General features: G+C 43.5%; 19 protein-coding genes, 1 tRNA gene and 1 rRNA gene. 12 read left to right on the top strand and 9 right to left on the bottom strand.

Features of this window, described 5'->3' with window-relative positions; translation table 11 throughout:
* Window positions 1–4: 4 nt before the first annotated feature.
* The 6 genes from jag to HMPREF9473_RS00080 all read right to left on the bottom strand — a co-directional run bounded on the left by jag (window position 5) and on the right by HMPREF9473_RS00080 (window position 3,881).
* The gene (jag, locus tag HMPREF9473_RS00100; protein ID WP_006778079.1) at window positions 5–922 is read right to left on the bottom strand and encodes an RNA-binding cell elongation regulator Jag/EloR; all 918 of its coding nucleotides are present in this window, start codon (window positions 920–922) and stop codon (window positions 5–7) included.
* A gap of 12 nt (window positions 923–934) precedes the next feature.
* Window positions 935–2,224: a YidC/Oxa1 family membrane protein insertase gene (locus HMPREF9473_RS00095; RefSeq protein WP_006778078.1), complete on the bottom strand. Its 1,290-nt coding sequence runs from the start codon at window positions 2,222–2,224 to the stop codon at window positions 935–937.
* A gap of 54 nt (window positions 2,225–2,278) precedes the next feature.
* Complete coding sequence (yidD, locus tag HMPREF9473_RS26640) at window positions 2,279–2,494, bottom strand: membrane protein insertion efficiency factor YidD (protein ID WP_080568754.1); 216 nt, start codon at window positions 2,492–2,494, stop codon at window positions 2,279–2,281.
* A 4-nt stretch (window positions 2,495–2,498) separates the two neighbouring features.
* Complete coding sequence (rnpA, locus tag HMPREF9473_RS00090) at window positions 2,499–2,843, bottom strand: ribonuclease P protein component (RefSeq protein ID WP_006778077.1); 345 nt, start codon at window positions 2,841–2,843, stop codon at window positions 2,499–2,501.
* A gap of 85 nt (window positions 2,844–2,928) precedes the next feature.
* Window positions 2,929–3,063, bottom strand: a complete 135-nt coding sequence (rpmH, locus tag HMPREF9473_RS00085) for a 50S ribosomal protein L34 (protein WP_006778076.1) — start codon at window positions 3,061–3,063, stop codon at window positions 2,929–2,931.
* 200 nt (window positions 3,064–3,263) lie between these two features.
* Window positions 3,264–3,881 carry an ECF transporter S component gene (locus tag HMPREF9473_RS00080; RefSeq protein ID WP_006778075.1) on the bottom strand — a complete coding sequence of 206 codons (618 nt, stop codon included), beginning with the start codon at window positions 3,879–3,881 and terminating at the stop codon, window positions 3,264–3,266.
* Window positions 3,882–4,311: 430 nt separating this feature from the next.
* Here HMPREF9473_RS00080 and dnaA point away from each other — a divergent pair, with 430 nt between their 5' ends.
* The 7 genes from dnaA to HMPREF9473_RS00045 all read left to right on the top strand — a co-directional run bounded on the left by dnaA (window position 4,312) and on the right by HMPREF9473_RS00045 (window position 14,335).
* Window positions 4,312–5,676, top strand: coding sequence for a chromosomal replication initiator protein DnaA (gene dnaA, locus HMPREF9473_RS00075; protein WP_006778074.1), 1,365 nt, complete (start codon window positions 4,312–4,314; stop codon window positions 5,674–5,676).
* Between the two features lie 292 nt (window positions 5,677–5,968).
* Complete coding sequence (gene dnaN / locus HMPREF9473_RS00070; RefSeq protein ID WP_006778073.1) at window positions 5,969–7,087, top strand: DNA polymerase III subunit beta; 1,119 nt, start codon at window positions 5,969–5,971, stop codon at window positions 7,085–7,087.
* A gap of 68 nt (window positions 7,088–7,155) precedes the next feature.
* A complete protein-coding gene (locus HMPREF9473_RS00065; protein WP_006778072.1) occupies window positions 7,156–7,365 on the top strand; it encodes an RNA-binding S4 domain-containing protein in 210 nt (69 codons plus the stop codon).
* Between the two features lie 49 nt (window positions 7,366–7,414).
* On the top strand, window positions 7,415–8,500 hold the full coding sequence (recF, locus tag HMPREF9473_RS00060) for a DNA replication/repair protein RecF (RefSeq protein WP_006778071.1): 1,086 nt from the start codon (window positions 7,415–7,417) through the stop codon (window positions 8,498–8,500).
* Between the two features lie 27 nt (window positions 8,501–8,527).
* Window positions 8,528–10,441 carry a DNA topoisomerase (ATP-hydrolyzing) subunit B gene (gene gyrB / locus HMPREF9473_RS00055; protein ID WP_006778070.1) on the top strand — a complete coding sequence of 638 codons (1,914 nt, stop codon included), beginning with the start codon at window positions 8,528–8,530 and terminating at the stop codon, window positions 10,439–10,441.
* Between the two features lie 23 nt (window positions 10,442–10,464).
* The gene (gene gyrA, locus HMPREF9473_RS00050) at window positions 10,465–13,014 is read left to right on the top strand and encodes a DNA gyrase subunit A (protein ID WP_006778069.1); all 2,550 of its coding nucleotides are present in this window, start codon (window positions 10,465–10,467) and stop codon (window positions 13,012–13,014) included.
* Window positions 13,015–13,198: 184 nt separating this feature from the next.
* Window positions 13,199–14,335 (top strand): sodium ion-translocating decarboxylase subunit beta, encoded by a 1,137-nt coding sequence (locus HMPREF9473_RS00045; protein ID WP_006778068.1) that lies wholly within the window; start codon window positions 13,199–13,201, stop codon window positions 14,333–14,335.
* Between the two features lie 217 nt (window positions 14,336–14,552).
* Here HMPREF9473_RS00045 and HMPREF9473_RS00040 read toward each other — a convergent pair whose 3' ends face one another.
* Genes HMPREF9473_RS00040 through HMPREF9473_RS00030 form a run of 3 tightly spaced genes read right to left on the bottom strand, consistent with a single transcriptional unit; the run spans window position 14,553 to window position 16,446 of the window.
* Window positions 14,553–15,386 (bottom strand): hypothetical protein, encoded by an 834-nt coding sequence (locus HMPREF9473_RS00040; RefSeq protein WP_006778066.1) that lies wholly within the window; start codon window positions 15,384–15,386, stop codon window positions 14,553–14,555.
* Complete coding sequence (locus tag HMPREF9473_RS00035; RefSeq protein WP_006778065.1) at window positions 15,380–16,078, bottom strand: ABC transporter ATP-binding protein; 699 nt, start codon at window positions 16,076–16,078, stop codon at window positions 15,380–15,382. Before HMPREF9473_RS00035 ends, HMPREF9473_RS00040 begins: the two co-directional genes overlap by 7 nt.
* A complete protein-coding gene (locus HMPREF9473_RS00030; RefSeq protein ID WP_006778064.1) occupies window positions 16,075–16,446 on the bottom strand; it encodes a GntR family transcriptional regulator in 372 nt (123 codons plus the stop codon). The genes HMPREF9473_RS00035 and HMPREF9473_RS00030 overlap by 4 nt, the downstream gene beginning before the upstream one ends.
* A 144-nt stretch (window positions 16,447–16,590) precedes the next feature.
* On the opposite strand from HMPREF9473_RS00030, the gene HMPREF9473_RS00025 reads away from it, so the two are divergent.
* From HMPREF9473_RS00025 to HMPREF9473_RS00005, 5 genes are all read left to right on the top strand, one after another.
* Entirely contained in the window at window positions 16,591–17,433 is an 843-nt protein-coding gene (locus tag HMPREF9473_RS00025; protein WP_006778063.1) for a fumarate hydratase, read from the top strand.
* A gap of 41 nt (window positions 17,434–17,474) precedes the next feature.
* Window positions 17,475–18,023 carry a Fe-S-containing hydro-lyase gene (locus tag HMPREF9473_RS00020; RefSeq protein ID WP_006778062.1) on the top strand — a complete coding sequence of 183 codons (549 nt, stop codon included), beginning with the start codon at window positions 17,475–17,477 and terminating at the stop codon, window positions 18,021–18,023.
* A 36-nt stretch (window positions 18,024–18,059) separates the two neighbouring features.
* Window positions 18,060–18,773 carry a lysophospholipid acyltransferase family protein gene (locus HMPREF9473_RS00015; protein WP_006778061.1) on the top strand — a complete coding sequence of 238 codons (714 nt, stop codon included), beginning with the start codon at window positions 18,060–18,062 and terminating at the stop codon, window positions 18,771–18,773.
* 108 nt (window positions 18,774–18,881) lie between these two features.
* Window positions 18,882–18,969, top strand: a tRNA-Ser gene (locus HMPREF9473_RS00010).
* 384 nt (window positions 18,970–19,353) lie between these two features.
* Window positions 19,354–19,878 (top strand): 16S ribosomal RNA (locus HMPREF9473_RS00005); the annotation flags it as partial.

The following is a 19,878-nucleotide window of genomic DNA, read 5'->3' as shown; positions in this document are numbered from 1 at the left end:
TCAGTTAATTATTCTTATCCCTGTTTTCCCGATTCTCTCTCTTTAAGGAAACGACCACATGTCTGAATGGCTCTTCCCCCTCACTGCGGGTAATCACGAATTTATCATTCTGCAACGCGGAATGAATGATTCTTCTCTCATAAGGATTCATAGGCTCCAGAGAAACAGAACGTCTCGTCCGTTTCACCTTATAAGCAATATTCTTTGCCAATGTCTCCAGCGTATCTTTTCTTCTTGCCCGGTAATTCTCCGTATCCAGTTTCACACGAACATAACCGTCGCAGTCCTTATTCACAACAAGGCTTACCAGATACTGTAAGGAATCCAGTGTCTGTCCTCTCTTGCCAATCAGAATTCCCATATCGGCGCCGGACATATCCACATACAACTCTTTATCACCCTCATGATAGGAAGCTGTAATCTCCACTTCCATATTCATAGCTGCAAACATCTGCACCAGGAACTTTTTAGCTGTCTCCTCATAGACTGTGCCATCCACTGATTTTTTGGAGGACACCACAGGTTTCTCCTGATTTTCTACCGGAGCAGCTTTTTCCTCTTTTACAACTTTCTCTTCTTTATAAACCTTCTCTTCCTTGACAGGTTTATTTTCCCGAACAGGCTTCGCCGGTTTTTTCTCAACCGGTTTTGCCGCCTTCTGAGCTGCCTTTGCTTCTCTCTTCGCTGCTTCCTGCTGTTTCTTTGCCTCCTGGTCTTTGTCCAGGAAATCATCGAGGGTATCTAACTCCCTCTTTTTCTTCGCACTGATTTTTACCGGTTTGGCGCCAATAATGCCAAGAAATCCGGCGCTGCCCTCATCAATGACAGTGTAATCCAAATTATCACTGGTGGTTCCCAATTCTATTAACGCTTTCGTAATTGCCTCATCCAGTGTTTTAGCAGAAACTGTAATCGTATTCATAGGTCACCCCTCCTATTTGTTGTGCTTCTCGTTATACTTCTGCACCATAGCCGCTTTCGAAGCCAGACTTCCGGGTTTCGCATCCATATTATAGTATTCCGTGGAATCCTTCATAATCTGTTTGGACTTCTCGATTTTCTGTGCTCTGGCCGCCTCTTCCTTCTCTTCTGCCGCCTGAATACTCTTCAGAGTAGCGGAAGCATTCTGGGTAATCCTTGTAGGTGGAAGACCTTTTTTCGCCCGTTTCTTGTTGGCCTTCTCCACATTCTTCTTAATCAAATCATCAATATCAATCTTATTCAGATATGCATTTACACCAACCTGCTGAATCACCTGGAACACACTGCTGGCTACCCAGTAGATACCGATACCAACCGGGAAGGAGAAACAGAATACCACTGACATCAAAGGCATGGTAGTATTCATGGTCTTCATCATATTTCCACCAGGAGCATCTTCTGCTGTCTGAGGCTGGGCGGAAGTCATCAACTTCGTACTGTACCACTGTGTCAAACCGGAAAGAATCGGAATCAAAAGCGCAGTAATCATCGCAAAAACTGTGATATCCGAACCACCCTTAAAGAAATCAAGAATTACATTCAGTGGTGTATAAGCTATATTAATACCAAAAAACTGCTGCATCTTGTTAATGCTCTCGATTGCATTTTCCCCTGTCTGGGTTACAACCGTCGCAATATCAGGAAACGCCGCTGTCATCTCACCCCACTGACGGTCTGTCAGCTTATAGAGAAGATCAACCACCTTGTCCATATTGGAATAATCCATACCGGCCAGCTTGTGAGTTTCCGCAAGACCTGTAAATACTTCGGTGGATGCAAATCCTGATGGCAGTTTTGCAATAATCAAATCAAAGTAATGGCGCACAGTGGAAACATACGCCGGAATATTGTACATCACACGGTACAACGCAAACATAATCGGAAGCTGAATCAGCATAGGAAGACAGCCGCCAGTCATGGAAGTGCCGTACTTCTCATAGACAGCCTTGGTCTCCACGTTCATCTTCATCATAGATTCCTGGTCCTGTTTGCCCTTATATTTCTTCTGAATCGCCTGAATCTCCGGCTGCATTACCGACATCAATTTACTTGATTTCTGCTGCTTAATCGTAAGCGGGAACATCAATAACTTGGTAACCAGAGTAAACAGAATGATACATAAACCAATATTCAAAATACCGAATGAACTGGTAAATCGAAAAAGCCCCTCCATAATAAGTCCTAAAAGTTCTGCAATCGGACCTAAAAAACCACTTGTTTTAGTCAAAACCAAAAACTCCAAAGTACTACCTCCTCAACTGTTCCCCAAGTTAGAGTCGAAGGGAACTTTCCTCATTTACGGAACTGGGTCATAACCGCCTTCAGCCCAGGGATGACACCGCAGTATCCTCCTTGCAGCCAGCCATGTGCCTTTCAACACACCATACTTTTGCAGTGCCTCAATGGCGTATTGAGAACACGTAGGTGTGTAAATACAGTGATATCTTACTTTTAATGGAGATAGAAAAATCTGATACCCCCTGATAAGCAGAATCATAAATTTTTTAATCATCTTATCACTTCAATTCTTTTTTAATGTTATGCAGTCCGCACAAGTGCACAAATGCACTTTCAATCATTTTGTAATCCGAATCTCTGGCTGCCGGTCTTGCAACCACTACGATGTCTAATCCAGTCTCAATCTCTGCTCTGTTTAACCGAAAACTCTCTCTTATCAATCTTGTCACACGATGTCTTACAACACTGTTTCCAACTTTTTTACTAACGGATATTCCGATTCTCGTCTCCTGCTCGTCCCTGCGAATCACATACATCACCAACAATTTGTTGGCGTAAGATTTCCCGGTCCTGTAAACCACCTGAAAATCACTGTTTTTTTTAATCGAATGAAAACGTTTCATGCATGCTCCCTATCCAATGCAAATTCCTGCGCCGAGCACAAACGGAGCGTATAAAAAAGGCCACAATCACTTGCGGCCTGATTCATTAAGCTGATAATTTCGCTCTTCCTTTTGCTCTTCTTGCGGCTAACACTTTTCTTCCGCCTGGGCTGCTCATTCTAGCTCTGAATCCATGAACTCTCGCTCTCTGTCTCTTCTTAGGCTGAAATGTCATTTTCATAATGCGGGCACCTCCTCTTTTATAATAACTTATTTGCATAAGCATATTAAGACTATTCTAATTAAACATCCACCCAATTATATAGAAAAAATCCTGTGAAGTCAAGGAAAACTTGCAAAAATAGGGACAGCTTTTTTGCCATCCCTATAATATGTATGTCTTATGAAATTTAACAACTATATTTAGTATTTTATCACCAGCTATTTTACAACCTTCAATAAAACCTTTCCAATCAATGCCACCAAAACAGCCGCAGCAATGGCCTCCGGAATTCCCGATGCCGTCACTGTTCCGAGTACCAGACCCCAAACTGCGTCGATTGCCACACTCTTTGCCGCCGCATACTCCTTTGCCAGAAGAAAATAAATACTTCCCATGACAAACACCGTATTCGTCATCGCACCGGCAAAACCCGTAATCGGCAGCGCAATCATGGTGTTTACCTTACATTTTTTCAGAAGTATCCACAGCCACCCGGATATCAGTCCAATCAAAATTCTGCATCCCACGGAAATCCATACCGCCTTCGCCGCTCCCTGAATTCCCGTCATACTCATAAATGGGGAAAACGCAAACGACAACAAAGTGGGAGCCGTGGTATTGCTTATCATGGAACAGATGCCAAATACTCCTCCCAGAATACTCCCCGCCAATGGCCCCAGCAAAATAGCGCCCAAAATCACGGGAATGTGTACAGTTGTTGCCTTAATCACCGGCAATTGAATCATGCCAAGCGGCGTGTTCGCCAATAAAATCACAATGGCCGCCATAAGTGCAACACTGGTTAACCAACGAGTGTCCCTTACTCTCTTATTCATTTTTCTACCTCCTGCTACTGTTCTTTAAAAAAAGATACAATGCAATATTCGTTACGTTTGGATTATATAGAAATCAACAGCCCGCGTCAATAAAAATCACCAAAAATGTTAATTTACATAATGTTATCCCCAATTTGTTGATAACTTGTGGATAACTATATGGAAAACCGTGTGCATTTCCACAGCCTTCTGCAAAAAAACATTTATAATTCAAAGTTTTTCCCCTGTGAATAACTGGTATTCCATAAATTCTTAACCTGTGAATAACTAGTCCCAACTGTGATTATTCCACAGTTATCCAGTCTCTCTTCACATGTTTTTCACATACTTATCCACATTGCCATTGAAAATTCCTTAGAATTAGTATAAAATAGAATTTAGATTGGGTTAATGTGCCTGTTAACCATTTAACAAGATTAGGAGACTGATTATGCTCGAGCAATTGATAGAAAAATGGGACGATATCCTTCTTTATTTAAAAGAAGAACATGATATTTCCAATGTGTCCTTCACCACCTGGCTGCTTCCCCTCAAGGTTTCTTCCCTGGAGGGCAACACTCTGGAAGTCATCGTTCCGGACGCCAATTTCTTATCTTATCTGAAAAGAAAATATACACTTTTATTAAAAGTATCCATAGAAGAAGTAACGGGAATCACCTGTGATGTCAATTTCATTCTGGAGGAAGACACGAAAGCCAGACAGTCAAAACAGCTGATTCAGACGAAACAGGAATATGTCAGTCCAACGGCCTTGCAGAATGCGAACTTAAACCCAAGGTATACCTTTGATACCTTCGTCGTAGGCGCCAACAACAATCTGGCACACGCGGCATCCCTTGCTGTGGCGGAATCTCCTGGTGAAATCTACAACCCGCTGTTTATCTATGGAGGCGTGGGACTTGGCAAGACCCATTTGATGCATTCCATCGCTCATTTTATATTAAAGAATAATCCGGCGGCGAAGATTTTATACGTTACTTCCGAAAAATTCACCAATGAGCTGATTGACGCCATCCGTAACAAAAACAATATTTCCACCACGGAATTCCGGGAAAAATACCGCAACAACGATGTTCTGTTAATCGATGATATCCAGTTTATCATCGGTAAAGAGAGTACGCAGGAAGAATTTTTCCATACCTTCAACGCGCTGCATGAAGCCAAAAAGCAGATTATCATCTCCTCGGATAAACCTCCGAAAGAGATTGAGACTCTGGAAGAACGTCTCCGTTCCCGTTTCGAGTGGGGCCTTACGGTGGACATCCAGTCTCCAAATTACGAGACCCGAATGGCCATTCTCCGCAAAAAAGAAGAACTGGAAGGCTACAACATTGACAACGAAGTAATCAAATACATTGCCACCAACATCAAGTCCAACATCCGTGAATTGGAAGGCGCCCTGACGAAAATCGTAGCTCTTTCCAAGCTTGACAACAACAAGGAGATTAATATCGCGCTGGCCGAAGAAGCCCTAAAAGATATTATCTCACCGGACAGCAAAAAAGAAGTAACACCGGAATTGATTATACAGGTGGTAGCGGACCATTTTGGAATCACCCCTCTCGACATCTCTTCCCAGAAGAGAAACAAAGAAGTGGTATTCCCAAGACAGATTGTCATGTATCTCTGCCAGAACATGACCGACGCGTCCCTTCAGGTAATAGGCAAATATCTGGGAGGCCGCGACCATACTACCATTATTCACGGCCGCGAAAAGATTGCCGCCGAGCTGGAAACCAATGAAAGCCTGTCTAACACCATCGATATTTTAAAGAAAAAGATAAGTCCGCAGTAGAAAACGGCGTCTGATGTTTCCACTGCGGAAAACTATGTGGACAAAGTGTTGGTTTTATGTGGATAATCAGCCCTCGATTTCAGGCCAATTTGACATTGTGGATAACACTCCGGTTATTCAAAATAATTCTGAGGCTTATCCACATGCTTTTGTACAAGCGCTCCACGTTGCAGGTTCGGGCTTTTCAAGGCTTTTACACAAATTAACAGCCCCTACTACGAATGCTACGGAATTTACTTATATATTTATCTAAAGCAACCCTCAAAAAAACATAAAGGAGTTATCAACAACTATGAAGCTACTATTTAAAAAAGACGACTTATTGAATGGCATTAATATTGTATTAAAAGCAGTTCCATCTAAGACCACCATGTCGATTCTGGAATGTATCTTAATCAATGCTACTGACAATCAGATAAAATTAACAGCCAATGATATGGAACTTGGCATTGAAACTACCGTAGAAGGAACCATCGAAACCAGAGGAAAAATCGCACTGGATGCCAAACTTCTCTCTGAGATTATCCGTAAATTATCCGGTGGAGATTCTCCGATTGTGATTGAATCAGACGAGAAATTCAACACTACCATCACTTGTGAGAATTCTATCTTCCATATTCAGGGAAAAGATGGGGATGAATTTTCCTATCTTCCTTACATTGAAAGAGAGAACTATATCAGTCTGTCCCAGTTTACATTAAAAGAAGTTATCAGACAGACGATCTTCTCCATCTCTGTCAATGACAGCAACAAGATGATGACCGGTGAACTTTTTGAAGTGAAAGGCAACGAATTAAAGGTCGTTTCCCTTGACGGACACCGGATGTCTATCAGAAAAATTATATTAAAAGATAATTATCAGGATATAAAAGTCATCGTTCCTGGCAAGACTCTAGGTGAAATCAGTAAAATTCTGGGTGGCGACAATGAAAAAGAAGTTCTCATCTTCTTCAGCAAGAACCACATTTTGTTTGAATTTGACAACACCGTAGTGGTTTCCCGCCTGATTGAGGGAGAGTATTTCCGCATTGACCAGATGTTATCCAGTGATTATGAGACGAAAGTGACCGTAAACAAGCGGGAATTCCTTGACTGTATCGACAGAGCCAGCATTTTGATTCGGGAAAATGATAAAAAACCTATCATTATCAATATTTTAGACCATGTGATGGAATTAAAATTAAATTCCAGCTTTGGTTCCATGAACGCGAAAGTGCTGATTCATAAATCAGGAAAAGATATTATGATTGGATTCAACCCCAAATTCCTCATCGATGCCCTTCGAATTATTGACGATGAAGAAATTGATTTATACATGATGAATCCAAAATCCCCATGCTTTATCAAGGATGCGGAGGAGCAGTACATTTATCTGATTCTTCCTGTCAACTTTAACGCGGCCACTGTGTAAAGCAGGTAATTTAACTAGTTAACATAATAAGTTGACATAAAATATGTCAAAGACAGAAGGACATTTTCATGCAGGAAATCAAATTAAGAGATGAGTATATCAAACTTGGCCAGGCTCTGAAGGCTGCCAATCTGGTGGAATCCGGGGTCGATGCCAAGTTTGCTATTGAAGACGGTCTGGTAAAGGTCAACGGTGAGGTGGAATACCAGAGAGGTAAAAAATTACGAGATGGCGATGTTGTGACTTTTGATGGGGAAAGTATCCAGATTAAATCATGATGAACATGACTGATGTCATAAACGTGTAAAGAAGGATATCATAAAATCCATGATTATTGAATCGATTGAGCTTAAGAATTACAGAAATTACGACGAATTACATATGGATTTTAATCAGGGAACCAATATTCTGTATGGGGACAATGCCCAGGGAAAGACCAATATCCTGGAAGCCATCTATGTATGCTGCACCACCAAGTCCCACCGGGGCAGCAAGGACAGGGAGATGATACAGTTTGAGCGGGATGAATCTCATATCAAGCTGACTATCAGAAAGAACGACGTTCCTTACCGGATTGATATGCATTTAAAGAAAAGCAGAGCCAAAGGCGTGGCCATCAATGGGATTCCCATCAGGAAGGCCAGTGAGTTGTTTGGCATTGTCAATGTCGTGTTCTTTTCACCGGAGGATTTGAACCTGATTAAAAATGGACCGGCAGAGAGAAGACGATTTGTTGATTTAGAGTTATGTCAACTAAATAAGTTATATGTCCACGCGCTGGTGCAGTACAACAAAGTGATTGCGCAGAGAAACAAGTTGTTAAAAGAATTGATGTTCCGGCCTGAATATGAGGAAACCCTCGATATATGGGATATGCAGCTGGTCCAATATGGAAAAGAAATCATCCGTTATCGTTATGAATTTATCAATCAGTTGAATGACATGCTTTTGGAGATTCATAAACAGCTATCAGGTGATAAAGAAGAGCTGCATCTTGTATATGAGCCGAATACCCAGATTCAGGATTTTGAAGCCACATTAAAGAAAAGCCGTAATCAGGATATCAAACAGAAGACAACACTGGTGGGACCTCATCGGGATGATATCAGTTTTATCATCAACGAGATTGATATCCGCAAATTTGGTTCCCAGGGACAGCAGAGAACAGCGGCTTTATCGCTGAAACTGGCAGAGATAGAACTGGTTAAAAAACTGGTACATGATTATCCCATACTTTTACTGGATGATGTATTGTCGGAGCTTGACAGCAGCAGACAAGACCACCTGTTATCAGGAATTAATCATATACAGACCATGATTACCTGTACGGGGCTGGATGATTTTGTCAATCACCGGTTTCAGATTGACAAGATATTCCGGGTGATTGACGGGACGGTAATCAATGAAAATTAAATTTAGGGAAATGCAAGGAGGAGACTTATGAGTGCTGAGTACGGAGCAGACCAAATACAAATATTAGAGGGCTTAGAGGCCGTTCGGAAAAGACCCGGTATGTATATCGGCAGTACCTCATCGAGAGGTCTTCATCATTTAGTATATGAGATTGTCGATAATGCGGTTGATGAGGCTCTGGCAGGATTCTGTACGGAGATTGATGTTCAGATTAATGAGGATAATTCCATTACCGTTCACGATAATGGTCGTGGTATTCCGGTTGGAATTCAGAAAAAAGCGGGAATTCCCGCGGTAGAAGTGGTATTTACGATTCTTCATGCCGGTGGAAAGTTTGGCGGTGGGGGATACAAGGTATCCGGCGGCCTCCACGGCGTGGGTGCATCCGTTGTAAATGCACTGTCAGAATGGCTGGAGGTCAGAATTTATACCGACGGCAAAGTATATCAGCAGCGCTATGAGAGAGGAAAAGTAAAATATCCTCTGAAAGTGATTGCGGAGTGCGATCCGGCAAAACACGGAACAGAAGTGACCTTCCTTCCGGACAGAGAAATATTCGAAGAGACGGAATATGATTTTGATGTGTTAAAAGTGCGCCTTCGTGAGACCGCATTTCTTACAAAGGCACTGAAAATTACCCTCAGAGATGACAGGGAAGAGAAGAAAGAAAAGACATTCCACTATGAGGGCGGTATCAAGGAGTTTGTGTCCTACTTAAACAAGGGGAAAGCTCCGCTCTATGACAGCGTTATTTACTGTGAAGGTACAAAAGAAGGTGTCTACGTGGAAGTAGCCATGCAGCACAATGATTCCTATACAGAAAATATTTATACCTTTGTAAACAACATTAATACGCCGGAGGGTGGTACTCACCTGACTGGTTTTAAAAATGCACTGACGAAAACTTTTAACGACTATGCAAGAAGCAACAAACTGTTAAAAGAAAATGAGTCAAGTTTGAGTGGCGAAGATATCCGGGAAGGTCTCACGGCGATTATCAGTGTCAAGATTGAGGACCCGCAGTTTGAGGGACAGACAAAACAGAAGCTGGGAACCAGTGAAGCGAGAGTTGCTGTTGACAACATTGTCAGCGAGCAGCTGACCTACTATCTGGAGCAGAATCCGAGTGTGGCGAAAGCCATGTGTGAAAAATCCATTCTGGCCCAGAGAGCCAGAGCGGCCGCCAGAAAGGCGAGAGATTTAACGAGAAGAAAGACAGCTTTGGAAGGTATGGCACTTCCTGGAAAACTGGCAGACTGTTCCAGCAAGGATGCCGAAAAATGCGAAATCTATATCGTTGAGGGAGATTCCGCCGGTGGTTCCGCCAAGACAGCCCGTTCCAGAGAGACACAGGCTATTCTTCCTCTTCGTGGTAAAATCCTGAATGTGGAGAAGGCCAGACTTGACAGGATATACGGCAATGCGGAGATTAAAGCCATGATTACCGCTTTTGGTACCGGTATTCACGATGATTTTGATATTACGAAACTGCGTTATCACAAGATTATCATCATGACCGATGCCGATGTGGATGGCGCTCATATCAGCACCCTGCTTTTGACCTTCCTGTATCGTTTTATGCCGGAGTTAATCAAACAGGGATATGTATATCTGGCCCAGCCGCCGTTATACAAGCTGGAAAGAAATAAAAAAGTATGGTACGCGTACAGCGATGATGAATTAAACTCCATCCTGAAAGAGATAGGACGTGACAATAATAATAAGATTCAGCGGTACAAAGGACTTGGTGAGATGGATGCCGAACAGCTCTGGGAGACAACCATGGACCCGGAACGCCGAATTCTGCTTCGCGTGAATATGGACGAAGATGTAGCTTCAGAGCTTGACTTAACCTTCACCACCCTGATGGGTGACCAGGTAGAGCCAAGACGTGAATTCATCGAGGCAAATGCGAAATATGTACAGAATCTGGATATTTAATGCGTGACTGAATGGAGGAAACTATGGAACCAAATATTTTTGATAAAGTTCATGACATAGACTTGAAGAAAACAATGGAGAAATCCTACATTGACTATGCCATGAGTGTAATTGCATCCCGCGCCCTGCCGGATGTCAGAGACGGTTTGAAGCCGGTGCAACGTCGTGTACTGTTTTCTATGATTGAGTTGAACAACGGTCCGGATAAGCCACATCGTAAGTGTGCCCGTATCGTCGGTGATACCATGGGTAAATACCATCCACATGGCGACAGTTCTATCTATGGCGCTCTGGTTAACATGGCCCAGGAATGGTCCACCAGATATCCGCTTGTGGATGGTCACGGCAACTTCGGTTCCGTGGACGGCGACGGCGCGGCAGCCATGCGATATACCGAGGCCCGTTTGAGCAAGATTTCCATGGAAATGTTGGCCGATATCGGAAAAGATACCGTAGATTTTGTTCCCAACTTTGATGAGACGGAGAAGGAGCCAACCGTTCTCCCGTCCAGATACCCGAACCTGCTTGTCAACGGAACCTCCGGTATCGCCGTAGGTATGGCAACCAACATTCCGCCACATAACCTGCGGGAAGTGATAGAAGCCGTTGTCAAAATTATTGACAATTACGTGGAAGAGAACCGGGAGACCAGCATCGAGGAAATCCTGGAGATTGTCAAAGGACCTGATTTCCCAACAGGAGCCACCATTCTTGGCAAGATGGGAATCGAGGAAGCATACCGGACAGGCCGCGGCAAAATCCGTGTGCGTGCGGTAACCAATATTGAGGCGATGCCCAATGGCAAGAACCGCATTATCGTAACGGAGCTTCCTTACATGGTGAACAAAGCCCGTCTGATCGAGAAGATCGCGGAGCTTGTAAAGGAAAAACGAATTGACGGTATCACAGATTTGAGAGACGAGTCCGACAGAACCGGTATGAGAATCTGCATTGAACTCCGCCGTGATGTCAATGCCAACGTCATTTTAAATCAGTTATTAAAACATACCCAGCTTCAGGATACCTTTGGTGTCATCATGCTGGCTTTGGTTAACAACGAGCCGCGGGTGCTGAATATCTGCCAGATGCTCAAATATTATCTGGAGCACCAGAAAGAAGTTGTCACCAGAAGAACCAAATACGATTTAAATAAGGCGGAGGAGCGGGCTCATATCTTAAAAGGCTTGCTGATTGCCCTTGACAATATTGATGAGGTTATCAAGATTATCCGTGGTTCCAAGAATGTACAGGCGGCCAAGGAAGAATTGATTAACCGCTTCGGTCTCACCGATGCCCAGGCCCAGGCCATTGTAGATATGCGTCTGCGTGCGTTGACAGGTCTGGAACGTGAGAAGCTGGAGAACGAATACAGAGAGCTGGAGATTAAAATTGCCGATTTGAAAGCAATTCTTGCAGATGAACACCGCCTGTTAGGCGTCATCAAAGAAGAAATCATCATGATATCCGACAAATACGGTGACGACAGAAGAACAGCCATCGGATTTGACGAGTTTGACATGTCCATGGAGGATTTGATTCCTGACGAGGACACCATTGTTGCTATGACAAATCTTGGATATATCAAGAGAATGTCTGTGGATAACTTTAAGAGTCAGAACCGCGGCGGCAAGGGTATCAAGGGAATGCAGACCATCGAGGAAGATTTCATCGAAGATTTGATTATGACCACCACGCATCACTATATCATGTTCTTTACGAATACGGGACGTGTATACCGGTTAAAGACCTATATGATTCCGGAAGCCGGAAGAACGGCAAGAGGAACGGCTATCGTCAACCTGCTTCAGTTGCTGCCTGGTGAGAAGATAACCGCCATCATTCCGATGAAGGAATACCATGAGGATAAATATCTGTTCATGGCGACCAAGAACGGTATGGTGAAGAAAACCCCGATGAAGGAATATGAGAATGTCCGCAAGAATGGTCTTCAGGCCATTGTGCTGAGAGAGGACGACGAGTTAATCGAGGTAAAAGCCACCGACAATACAAAAGATATCTTCCTGGTGACAAAGAAAGGCCAGTGTATCCGTTTCCATGAGACGGATGTCCGGGTGACAGGCCGTGTCTCCATGGGTGTTATCGGTATGAAGTTCGATGAGGGCGACCAGGTTATCGGCATGCAGATGGATTCCCAGGGCGAATGCCTGCTGGTAGTTTCAGCTAACGGTATGGGCAAGAGAACACCAATTGAAGAGTTTACCCCGCAGTACCGTGGTGGTAAGGGCGTGCGCTGTTACAAGATTGTCGATAAGACCGGTGATCTGGTAGGAGCAAAACTGGTTCATGACGACCATGATATCATGCTGATTACCACGGAAGGAATCATCATCCGGATGTCTGTCAGCGATATTTCCGTGATTGGGCGTAACACGTCCGGTGTAAAACTGATGAATATTGACCATGATTCCGATATCTCCGTTGCCAGCGTTGCTAAGGTAAGGGGAAGCAGCAACAACAGCGAGTCCGAGCCGGTCATCGAAGAGGAATCTGAGGAAGCGGAATCATCCGAAGAGTCAGGTGCAGACAATATTAACGACAATTTAACAGAATAATTGATAGAAATCCCTTATAATATAGACTATAAGTAAAAGGGAGTAGCCACCAAAAAGTGGATTCTTATGCGACAGTCCCGATTAGAGATAATCCGCAGAGAATTGAAATGGCAAGACTTTTATTGCAGAGAACATCTGTGATAGGAGTCTTGCTTTTTTTATAGATTAAAAAGGAGGATAAGGGATGGAATTTTTGTTGGATGGAATTTTGTCAGTGACCTGGCAGCAGTTATTGATGTATGGAGTTGGAATTTTGTTAATATGGCTGGCTGTGAAAAAAGAATATGAACCGGCTTTACTGCTGCCGATGGGGTTCGGGGCGATATTGGTGAACTTACCGTTGACAGGTGTTATCAATCAGACACTGTCGGGTGTAGGAGAAGTAAATGGAATCATTGAGTGGCTGTTTGATGTTGGAATAGAGGCGTCAGAAGCGCTGCCTATTTTGTTATTTATCGGAATCGGGGCCATGATTGATTTTGGGCCGCTGCTTTCCCAGCCTGTTATGTTTCTATTTGGCGCCGCGGCTCAGTTTGGTATCTTTTTTGCTATCTGTGCGGCGACTTTGATGGGATTTGATTTGACAGATGCCGCATCGATCGGTATTATCGGCGCTGCCGATGGACCTACCTCTATTCTGGTGTCACAGATACTGCACTCCAAATATGTGGGAGCCATAGCGGTAGCCGCTTACTCCTACATGGCGCTGGTGCCGATTGTGCAGCCATTTGCCATCCGGCTGGTCACTACAAAAAAAGAGCGTCAGATATCAATGGAGTATAAACCGGGCAATGTATCAAAATCTATGAGAATCGCATTTCCAATTGTAGTGACTATGATTGTGGGGATGATAGCGCCCATGTCCGTTGCCCTTGTCGGTTTTCTGATGTTCGGCAACCTGCTCAGGGAATGCGGCGTCCTGGAAAATCTCTCTGACACTGCCCAGCACACGCTGGCCAATCTGATTACACTGCTGCTTGGAATCACCATATCTTTCAGCATGAGAGCTGATGTCTTTGTTGAGATGGATACACTGATGATTATGGCAATTGGTCTGCTGGCGTTTGTATTTGATACCATCGGTGGTGTCCTGTTCGCCAAGTTCTTAAATTTGTTTTTGAAAGTAAAAATGAACCCGATGATAGGCGCCGCCGGCATTTCCGCCTTCCCTATGTCTGCCAGAGTAGTTCAGAAAATGGCTCAGAAGGAGAAGCCGGGAAACATTATTTTGATGCATGCGGTTGGAGCTAACGTATCTGGGCAGATAGCATCAGTGGTTGCAGGAGGATTGATTATCAGTTTGGTGAGCAGTTTCTTGTAGAAAATATGACAGGTAAAGGAGATATGTATGATGTGGAATAATTTTTTAATCTCTCTTGAGATCATGGGAAAAGGCATGAGTGGAATTTTTGCCGCGTTAATTATTATCATGCTCAGTGTATGGTTGATGGGAAAACTGTTAAAATAATGAGCATATTTGTGGATAAAAGAGTCCCGGAGAAGAAAAACTGTTGATTTCTCCTCCGGGACTCTTTCTTTTATTCCAGATTCAGCTTTTTGCTCATCACAAAATTGGTGATGAAATAGAAAATTACACTGGTAACAATTGAGAATATAATGGCAAACCACATATAGGAACTGAGGAACGAGCTGTAAAAATTGGTGTTCACAGCATTTGTCCGAATCAGTGTGCTGGTGAAGGAGTATCCAAAAGCAATCATCACCACGGTACAGATAATCTGCATTACCGTATAGATGCCGAGATAGGACAAGATAGCTCCCATGATTTTGTGTTTGCCAAACAAATGACCGATAGCAATCGATGCATAAAACATCAATGGACTGCTGAAGGTACCAATTATGATACAGGCAATCATAAAGGAGGCATATTCACCCATTGTCATGCCAAGTGTCATATTAAAATCTGTCAACATTTCCGGCCATGGTATCTGCGGCATATGTCCTACCAGGAATAACAGGAATGATAAAAATACCAGGAGATAGACAACTAACTGCCAGAAGATAGCAATTATCAATTTGGAGGCAATCAGTGTATTGGCTTTGACAGGCAGTGTATGGGTCAAATAAGCCTGTTCGCCGACCATGGTTTTATAAAAATCACTGACAATAAACACAAAGGTCATGATAAAAAATGCCACGATATAAATAAAATAGAGTACTAAAAATATTACGGATGAAACCACCATAAATTCGTTGGTGTCACTGACATAGCTGTCATTGTAAAGGGCCGACATAATTCCAACTTCAAATAAAATCTTAGCCAGAATACTGACAATCACAAATCCTAAAATCATCGGGAGAAAGGTTCTGGCTGTCGCTTGAAAATCTTTCTTTAATAGTTTTGTTAACATCTGAATACCTCCCTGAATAATTCATCTACGGATTTCTGATACTGGGTGCGGATTTCATCCACAGAAGATATCATCTCAACTTTTCCATTCTTTAAGAAGATAACGTCATCCAGAACCTGCTCGATATCGTAGATTAAGTGGGTTGAGATGACAATGGAGCCTTCTTCATTATAGTTGGTCAGTATGGTGTTGAGAATATAATCTCTGGCGGCCGGGTCCACCCCGCCAATTGGTTCATCCAGAAGATATAGGCTGGCCTTGCGGCTCATGACCAGAACCAGCTGCACCTTCTCTTTGGTACCTTTTGACATGGTCTTAAACTTGGTGTCCGGCTTGATATCCAGTCTCTCCAGCATCTCATAGGCCTTATTTTTGTCAAAATCAGAATAGAAATCGTTAAAACAGTCTATCAGCTGGGATACCTTCATCCAGTTGCTCAAATAATTTTTGTCAGGCAGATAAGATACAATTGCCTTTGATTCCGGGCCGATGGGCAGTCCTGCAACGGATAAATTTCCTTCATCCGGAACCAGCAATCCATTGGCAAGTTTGATTAAAGTGGATTTTCCACTTCCATTTGGTCCTAACAGCCCTATAATTCTTCCGGGCGCCACTTGAAAACTGACATCAGATAGTGCTTTGGTAGAACCGAACCATTTGCTTACATGGTTACATTCCAGAACAGGTGTCATGATTTCATCTCCTTTATGGTTTCTTGTAGTAATATAGTTGTCTCTTCAGGCTCAAAGCCAAGCTGCTCTAAGGCTTTCAATAAATCCTTAATCTTTTCTTTTGCAATATCTTCTTTTAATGTTTGTATCATCCCAGCATCCTCCGTTATATATCGCCCAGATGTTCGTTGTGAATAGATAAGGCCACTTCGCTCCAATTCTGAGAGTGCTTTCTGCATGGTATTGGGATTCACTGCCGCCTCGGCAGCCAGGTCCCGTACGGATGGAAGTCTGCTTCCAGTCGGATAGACACCTGATATAATCAACATGCGGATCTGCTCCAGTAATTGGGTATAAATTGGCCGGTCGTGCTCAAACTGCCATGCCATATGTTACACCTCCTGTATTATTGTATTACTGTTATAATACAGTTATATACCATTGGAAAGGATTTGTCAAGGTTTTTACTTGCTTTCATATGATGAATCCATTATGATAAGAAAAGAAGAGCATTACCTAAGGAGGAGAACAGGGTGAGAGCAGTCAGTACGGAAGACATTACGGCAAATATAAAAGAGATGTGTATCGAAGCCAATCACTATCTCTCGGATGATATGGCCTGTGTATTTGAGCGGGCGGTGGAGGAAGAACAGTCGCCGCTGGGAAGACAGGTCCTGGGACAATTAAAAGAAAATCTGGCGATTGCCGGGGAAGATATGATACCGATCTGTCAGGATACGGGAATGGCGGTTGTATTTATAAAAGTGGGACAGGAAGTACATATAGAAGGTGGCAGTTTATCCGAAGCCATTCATGAAGGAGTCCGCCAGGGATACCGGGAAGGTTATCTTCGAAAATCCGTAGTGCGTGACCCGATTGACAGAGTCAATACCAATGACAACACACCGGCTGTGATACATTATGAGATTGTGGAGGGAGACCAGGTAGATATCACTGTGGCTCCCAAAGGATTTGGAAGTGAAAATATGAGCCGCGTATTCATGCTGAAACCGGCGGATGGATTGGAAGGTGTGAAGGAAGCCATTTTGACTGCGGTAAAAGATGCAGGTCCAAACGCGTGCCCGCCTATGATAGTGGGAGTGGGAATTGGTGGGACCTTTGAAAAATGTGCAGTCATGGCCAAGCATGCGCTGACCAGAAATCTGGAAGAAAAGCCGTCCGTGCCTTATGTCCGGGAACTGGAAGAGGAAATGCTGGAAAAGATTAACCGTCTTGGTATCGGACCGGGAGGACTTGGAGGAACTGTCACAGCGCTTGCTGTCAATATTGAGACATATCCGACCCATATAGCCGGTCTTCCGGTAGCCGTCAACATCTGCTGTCATGTCAATCGTCATATTCACAGAGTATTATAGAGACAAAATTTAGAGATAAAATGCGGAAAGAAGGAATGGTTATGGACAGATATATGAATACACCATTTAGCAGAGAAGAAGCAGAATCTTTAAGAGCCGGAGATTATGTGTATCTCACAGGTACCATATACAGTGCAAGAGATGCGGCTCACAAGAGAATGCAGGAGACGCTGGACAGGGGGGAAGAGCTGCCTTTTGATTTGAAAGACAATGTGATTTATTATCTCGGACCCACACCGGCCAGAGAAGGACGCCCTATCGGCTCCGCCGGGCCTACCACATCCAGCCGGATGGATAAGTATACGCCGGCGCTGCTGGATTTGGGACTTCGTGGAATGGTGGGAAAGGGAAAGAGAAGTCCGGAAGTCATAGAAGCCATCATTAGAAACAAAAGTGTGTATTTCGCAGCGGTAGGAGGAGCCGGAGCCATCCTGTCAAAAAGAATTCTCTCCAGTGAAGTGATTGCCTATGATGATTTGGGAACCGAGGCAATCCGCAAAATGCAGGTAAAAGATTTTCCTGTCATTGTGGTGATTGATACCGAGGGCAATAATCTGTATGAGACAGCCATATTAGAATATCAAAAATAATGGTGATTAGATAATACGGATTGGATGGAGGAAATCATGAATCGAATTGTATATATGGTAATCAGGCATTTGTTCCAGGCGCCCATATGGTTCTTTCACATTGATAAAATGGGAAAACAGAAAGAACGCTATTCGTTACAGGAGCGATATGACTATATCAGAAAGATGGTAAAGAAGATCAATGTAGGGGGCAGGGTGGATGTCCGGGGATATGGAGCGGAGAATCTTCCAAAAGAAGACGGCTTTATTCTGTTTCCAAATCATCAGGGATTGTTTGATATGCTAGCTATCATTGATACCTGTCCCAAGCCCATGAGTGTGGTGATTAAGAAAGAAGCGGAAAACTGGGTGCTGGTAAAACAGGTTCTGGCCGCTCTGGATGGAATCTCCATGGACCGTTCCGATATCAAAGCTTCGCTAAAAGTTATCAACCAGATGTCGGAGCGTGTAAAGCTGGGCGGAAATTTTGTCATATTTCCGGAAGGAACCAGAAGCCGTGACGAGAATAACATCCTGGATTTCAAAGCCGGCACCTTTAAAAGTGCAGTCAATGCCCGCTGTCCCATCGTGCCGGTGGCGCTGATTAACAGTTTCAAACCCTTTGATATCTCTTCTATTAAGAAAGAACAGGTGCAGGTCCATTATTTGGACCCCATCTATCCGGAACAATATATGGGGTTAAAAACGAAAGAGATAGCAGATATTGTACATAACAGAATCCAGGAAAAAATTAACAGCAATCTAGGTTAATTTCTGATAAAATATTTGTTGACATTTCAATTTTTCTCTAGTATAATTGTCAATGCGTCTGAAAACAGAGATGTTTTATGAAGCAATCATATGGAATTTAAGAACTACGGAGAAATACTCAAGAGGCCGAAGAGGCGCCCCTGCTAAGGGTGTAGGTCGGGCAACCGGCGCGAGGGTTCAAATCCCTCTTTCTCCGCTCAATTCCAAGTGATTATTTTTTTGCCCGCAGTGGTAAAAAATGTGTCGCATCCGGTTGACATAGACAAGCTGATGTGATATTATATAACTCCACCGCGTAATGTGGTGAAAAAAGTTGAAAAAAGTTGTTGACAAAGTTTGCACGGCATGATATGATTATCGAGTTGCTGTTGAAGCAAGAAAGCAACAAACCGAACCTTGATAATTGAAGATTGAACAGTATGTAAAACCCTGAAAATTCTAATAAATAAGCCACGTTTGACATGGCTTTGAATGAGAAAATTCAGAACGAATACAATGTAATTGTATACGAACCAAACAACAAGTAAAACGGGAAAAAAATTAGCTAACGTTAGTTTTGACCCCGGATTAAACAACCATTTAACATGAGAGTTTGATCCTGGCTCAGGATGAACGCTGGCGGCGTGCTTAACACATGCAAGTCGAGCGAAGCATTTTTAATGAAGTTTTCGGATGGATTTAGATTTGACTTAGCGGCGGACGGGTGAGTAACGCGTGGGTAACCTGCCTTACACTGGGGGATAACAGTTAGAAATGACTGCTAATACCGCATAAGCGCACAGTGCCGCATGGCACGGTGTGAAAAACTCCGGTGGTGTAAGATGGACCCGCGTCTGATTAGGTAGTTGGTAGGGTAACGGCCTACCAAGCCGACGATCAGTAGCCGACCTGAGAGGGTGACCGGCCACATTGGGACTGAGACACGGCCCAAACTCCTACGGGAGGCAGCAGTGGGGAATATTGCACAATGGGCGAAAGCCTGATGCAGCGACGCCGCGTGAGTGAAGAAGTATTTCGGTATGTAAAGCTCTATCAGCAGGGAAGAAAATGACGGTACCTGACTAAGAAGTCCCGGCTAACTACGTGCCAGCAGCCGCGGTAATAC

The sequence above is a fragment of the Hungatella hathewayi WAL-18680 genome (assembly GCF_000235505.1).
Classification (GTDB): domain Bacteria; phylum Bacillota; class Clostridia; order Lachnospirales; family Lachnospiraceae; genus Hungatella_A; species Hungatella_A hathewayi_A.
This window is presented reverse-complemented; position numbering and strand designations above follow the sequence as displayed.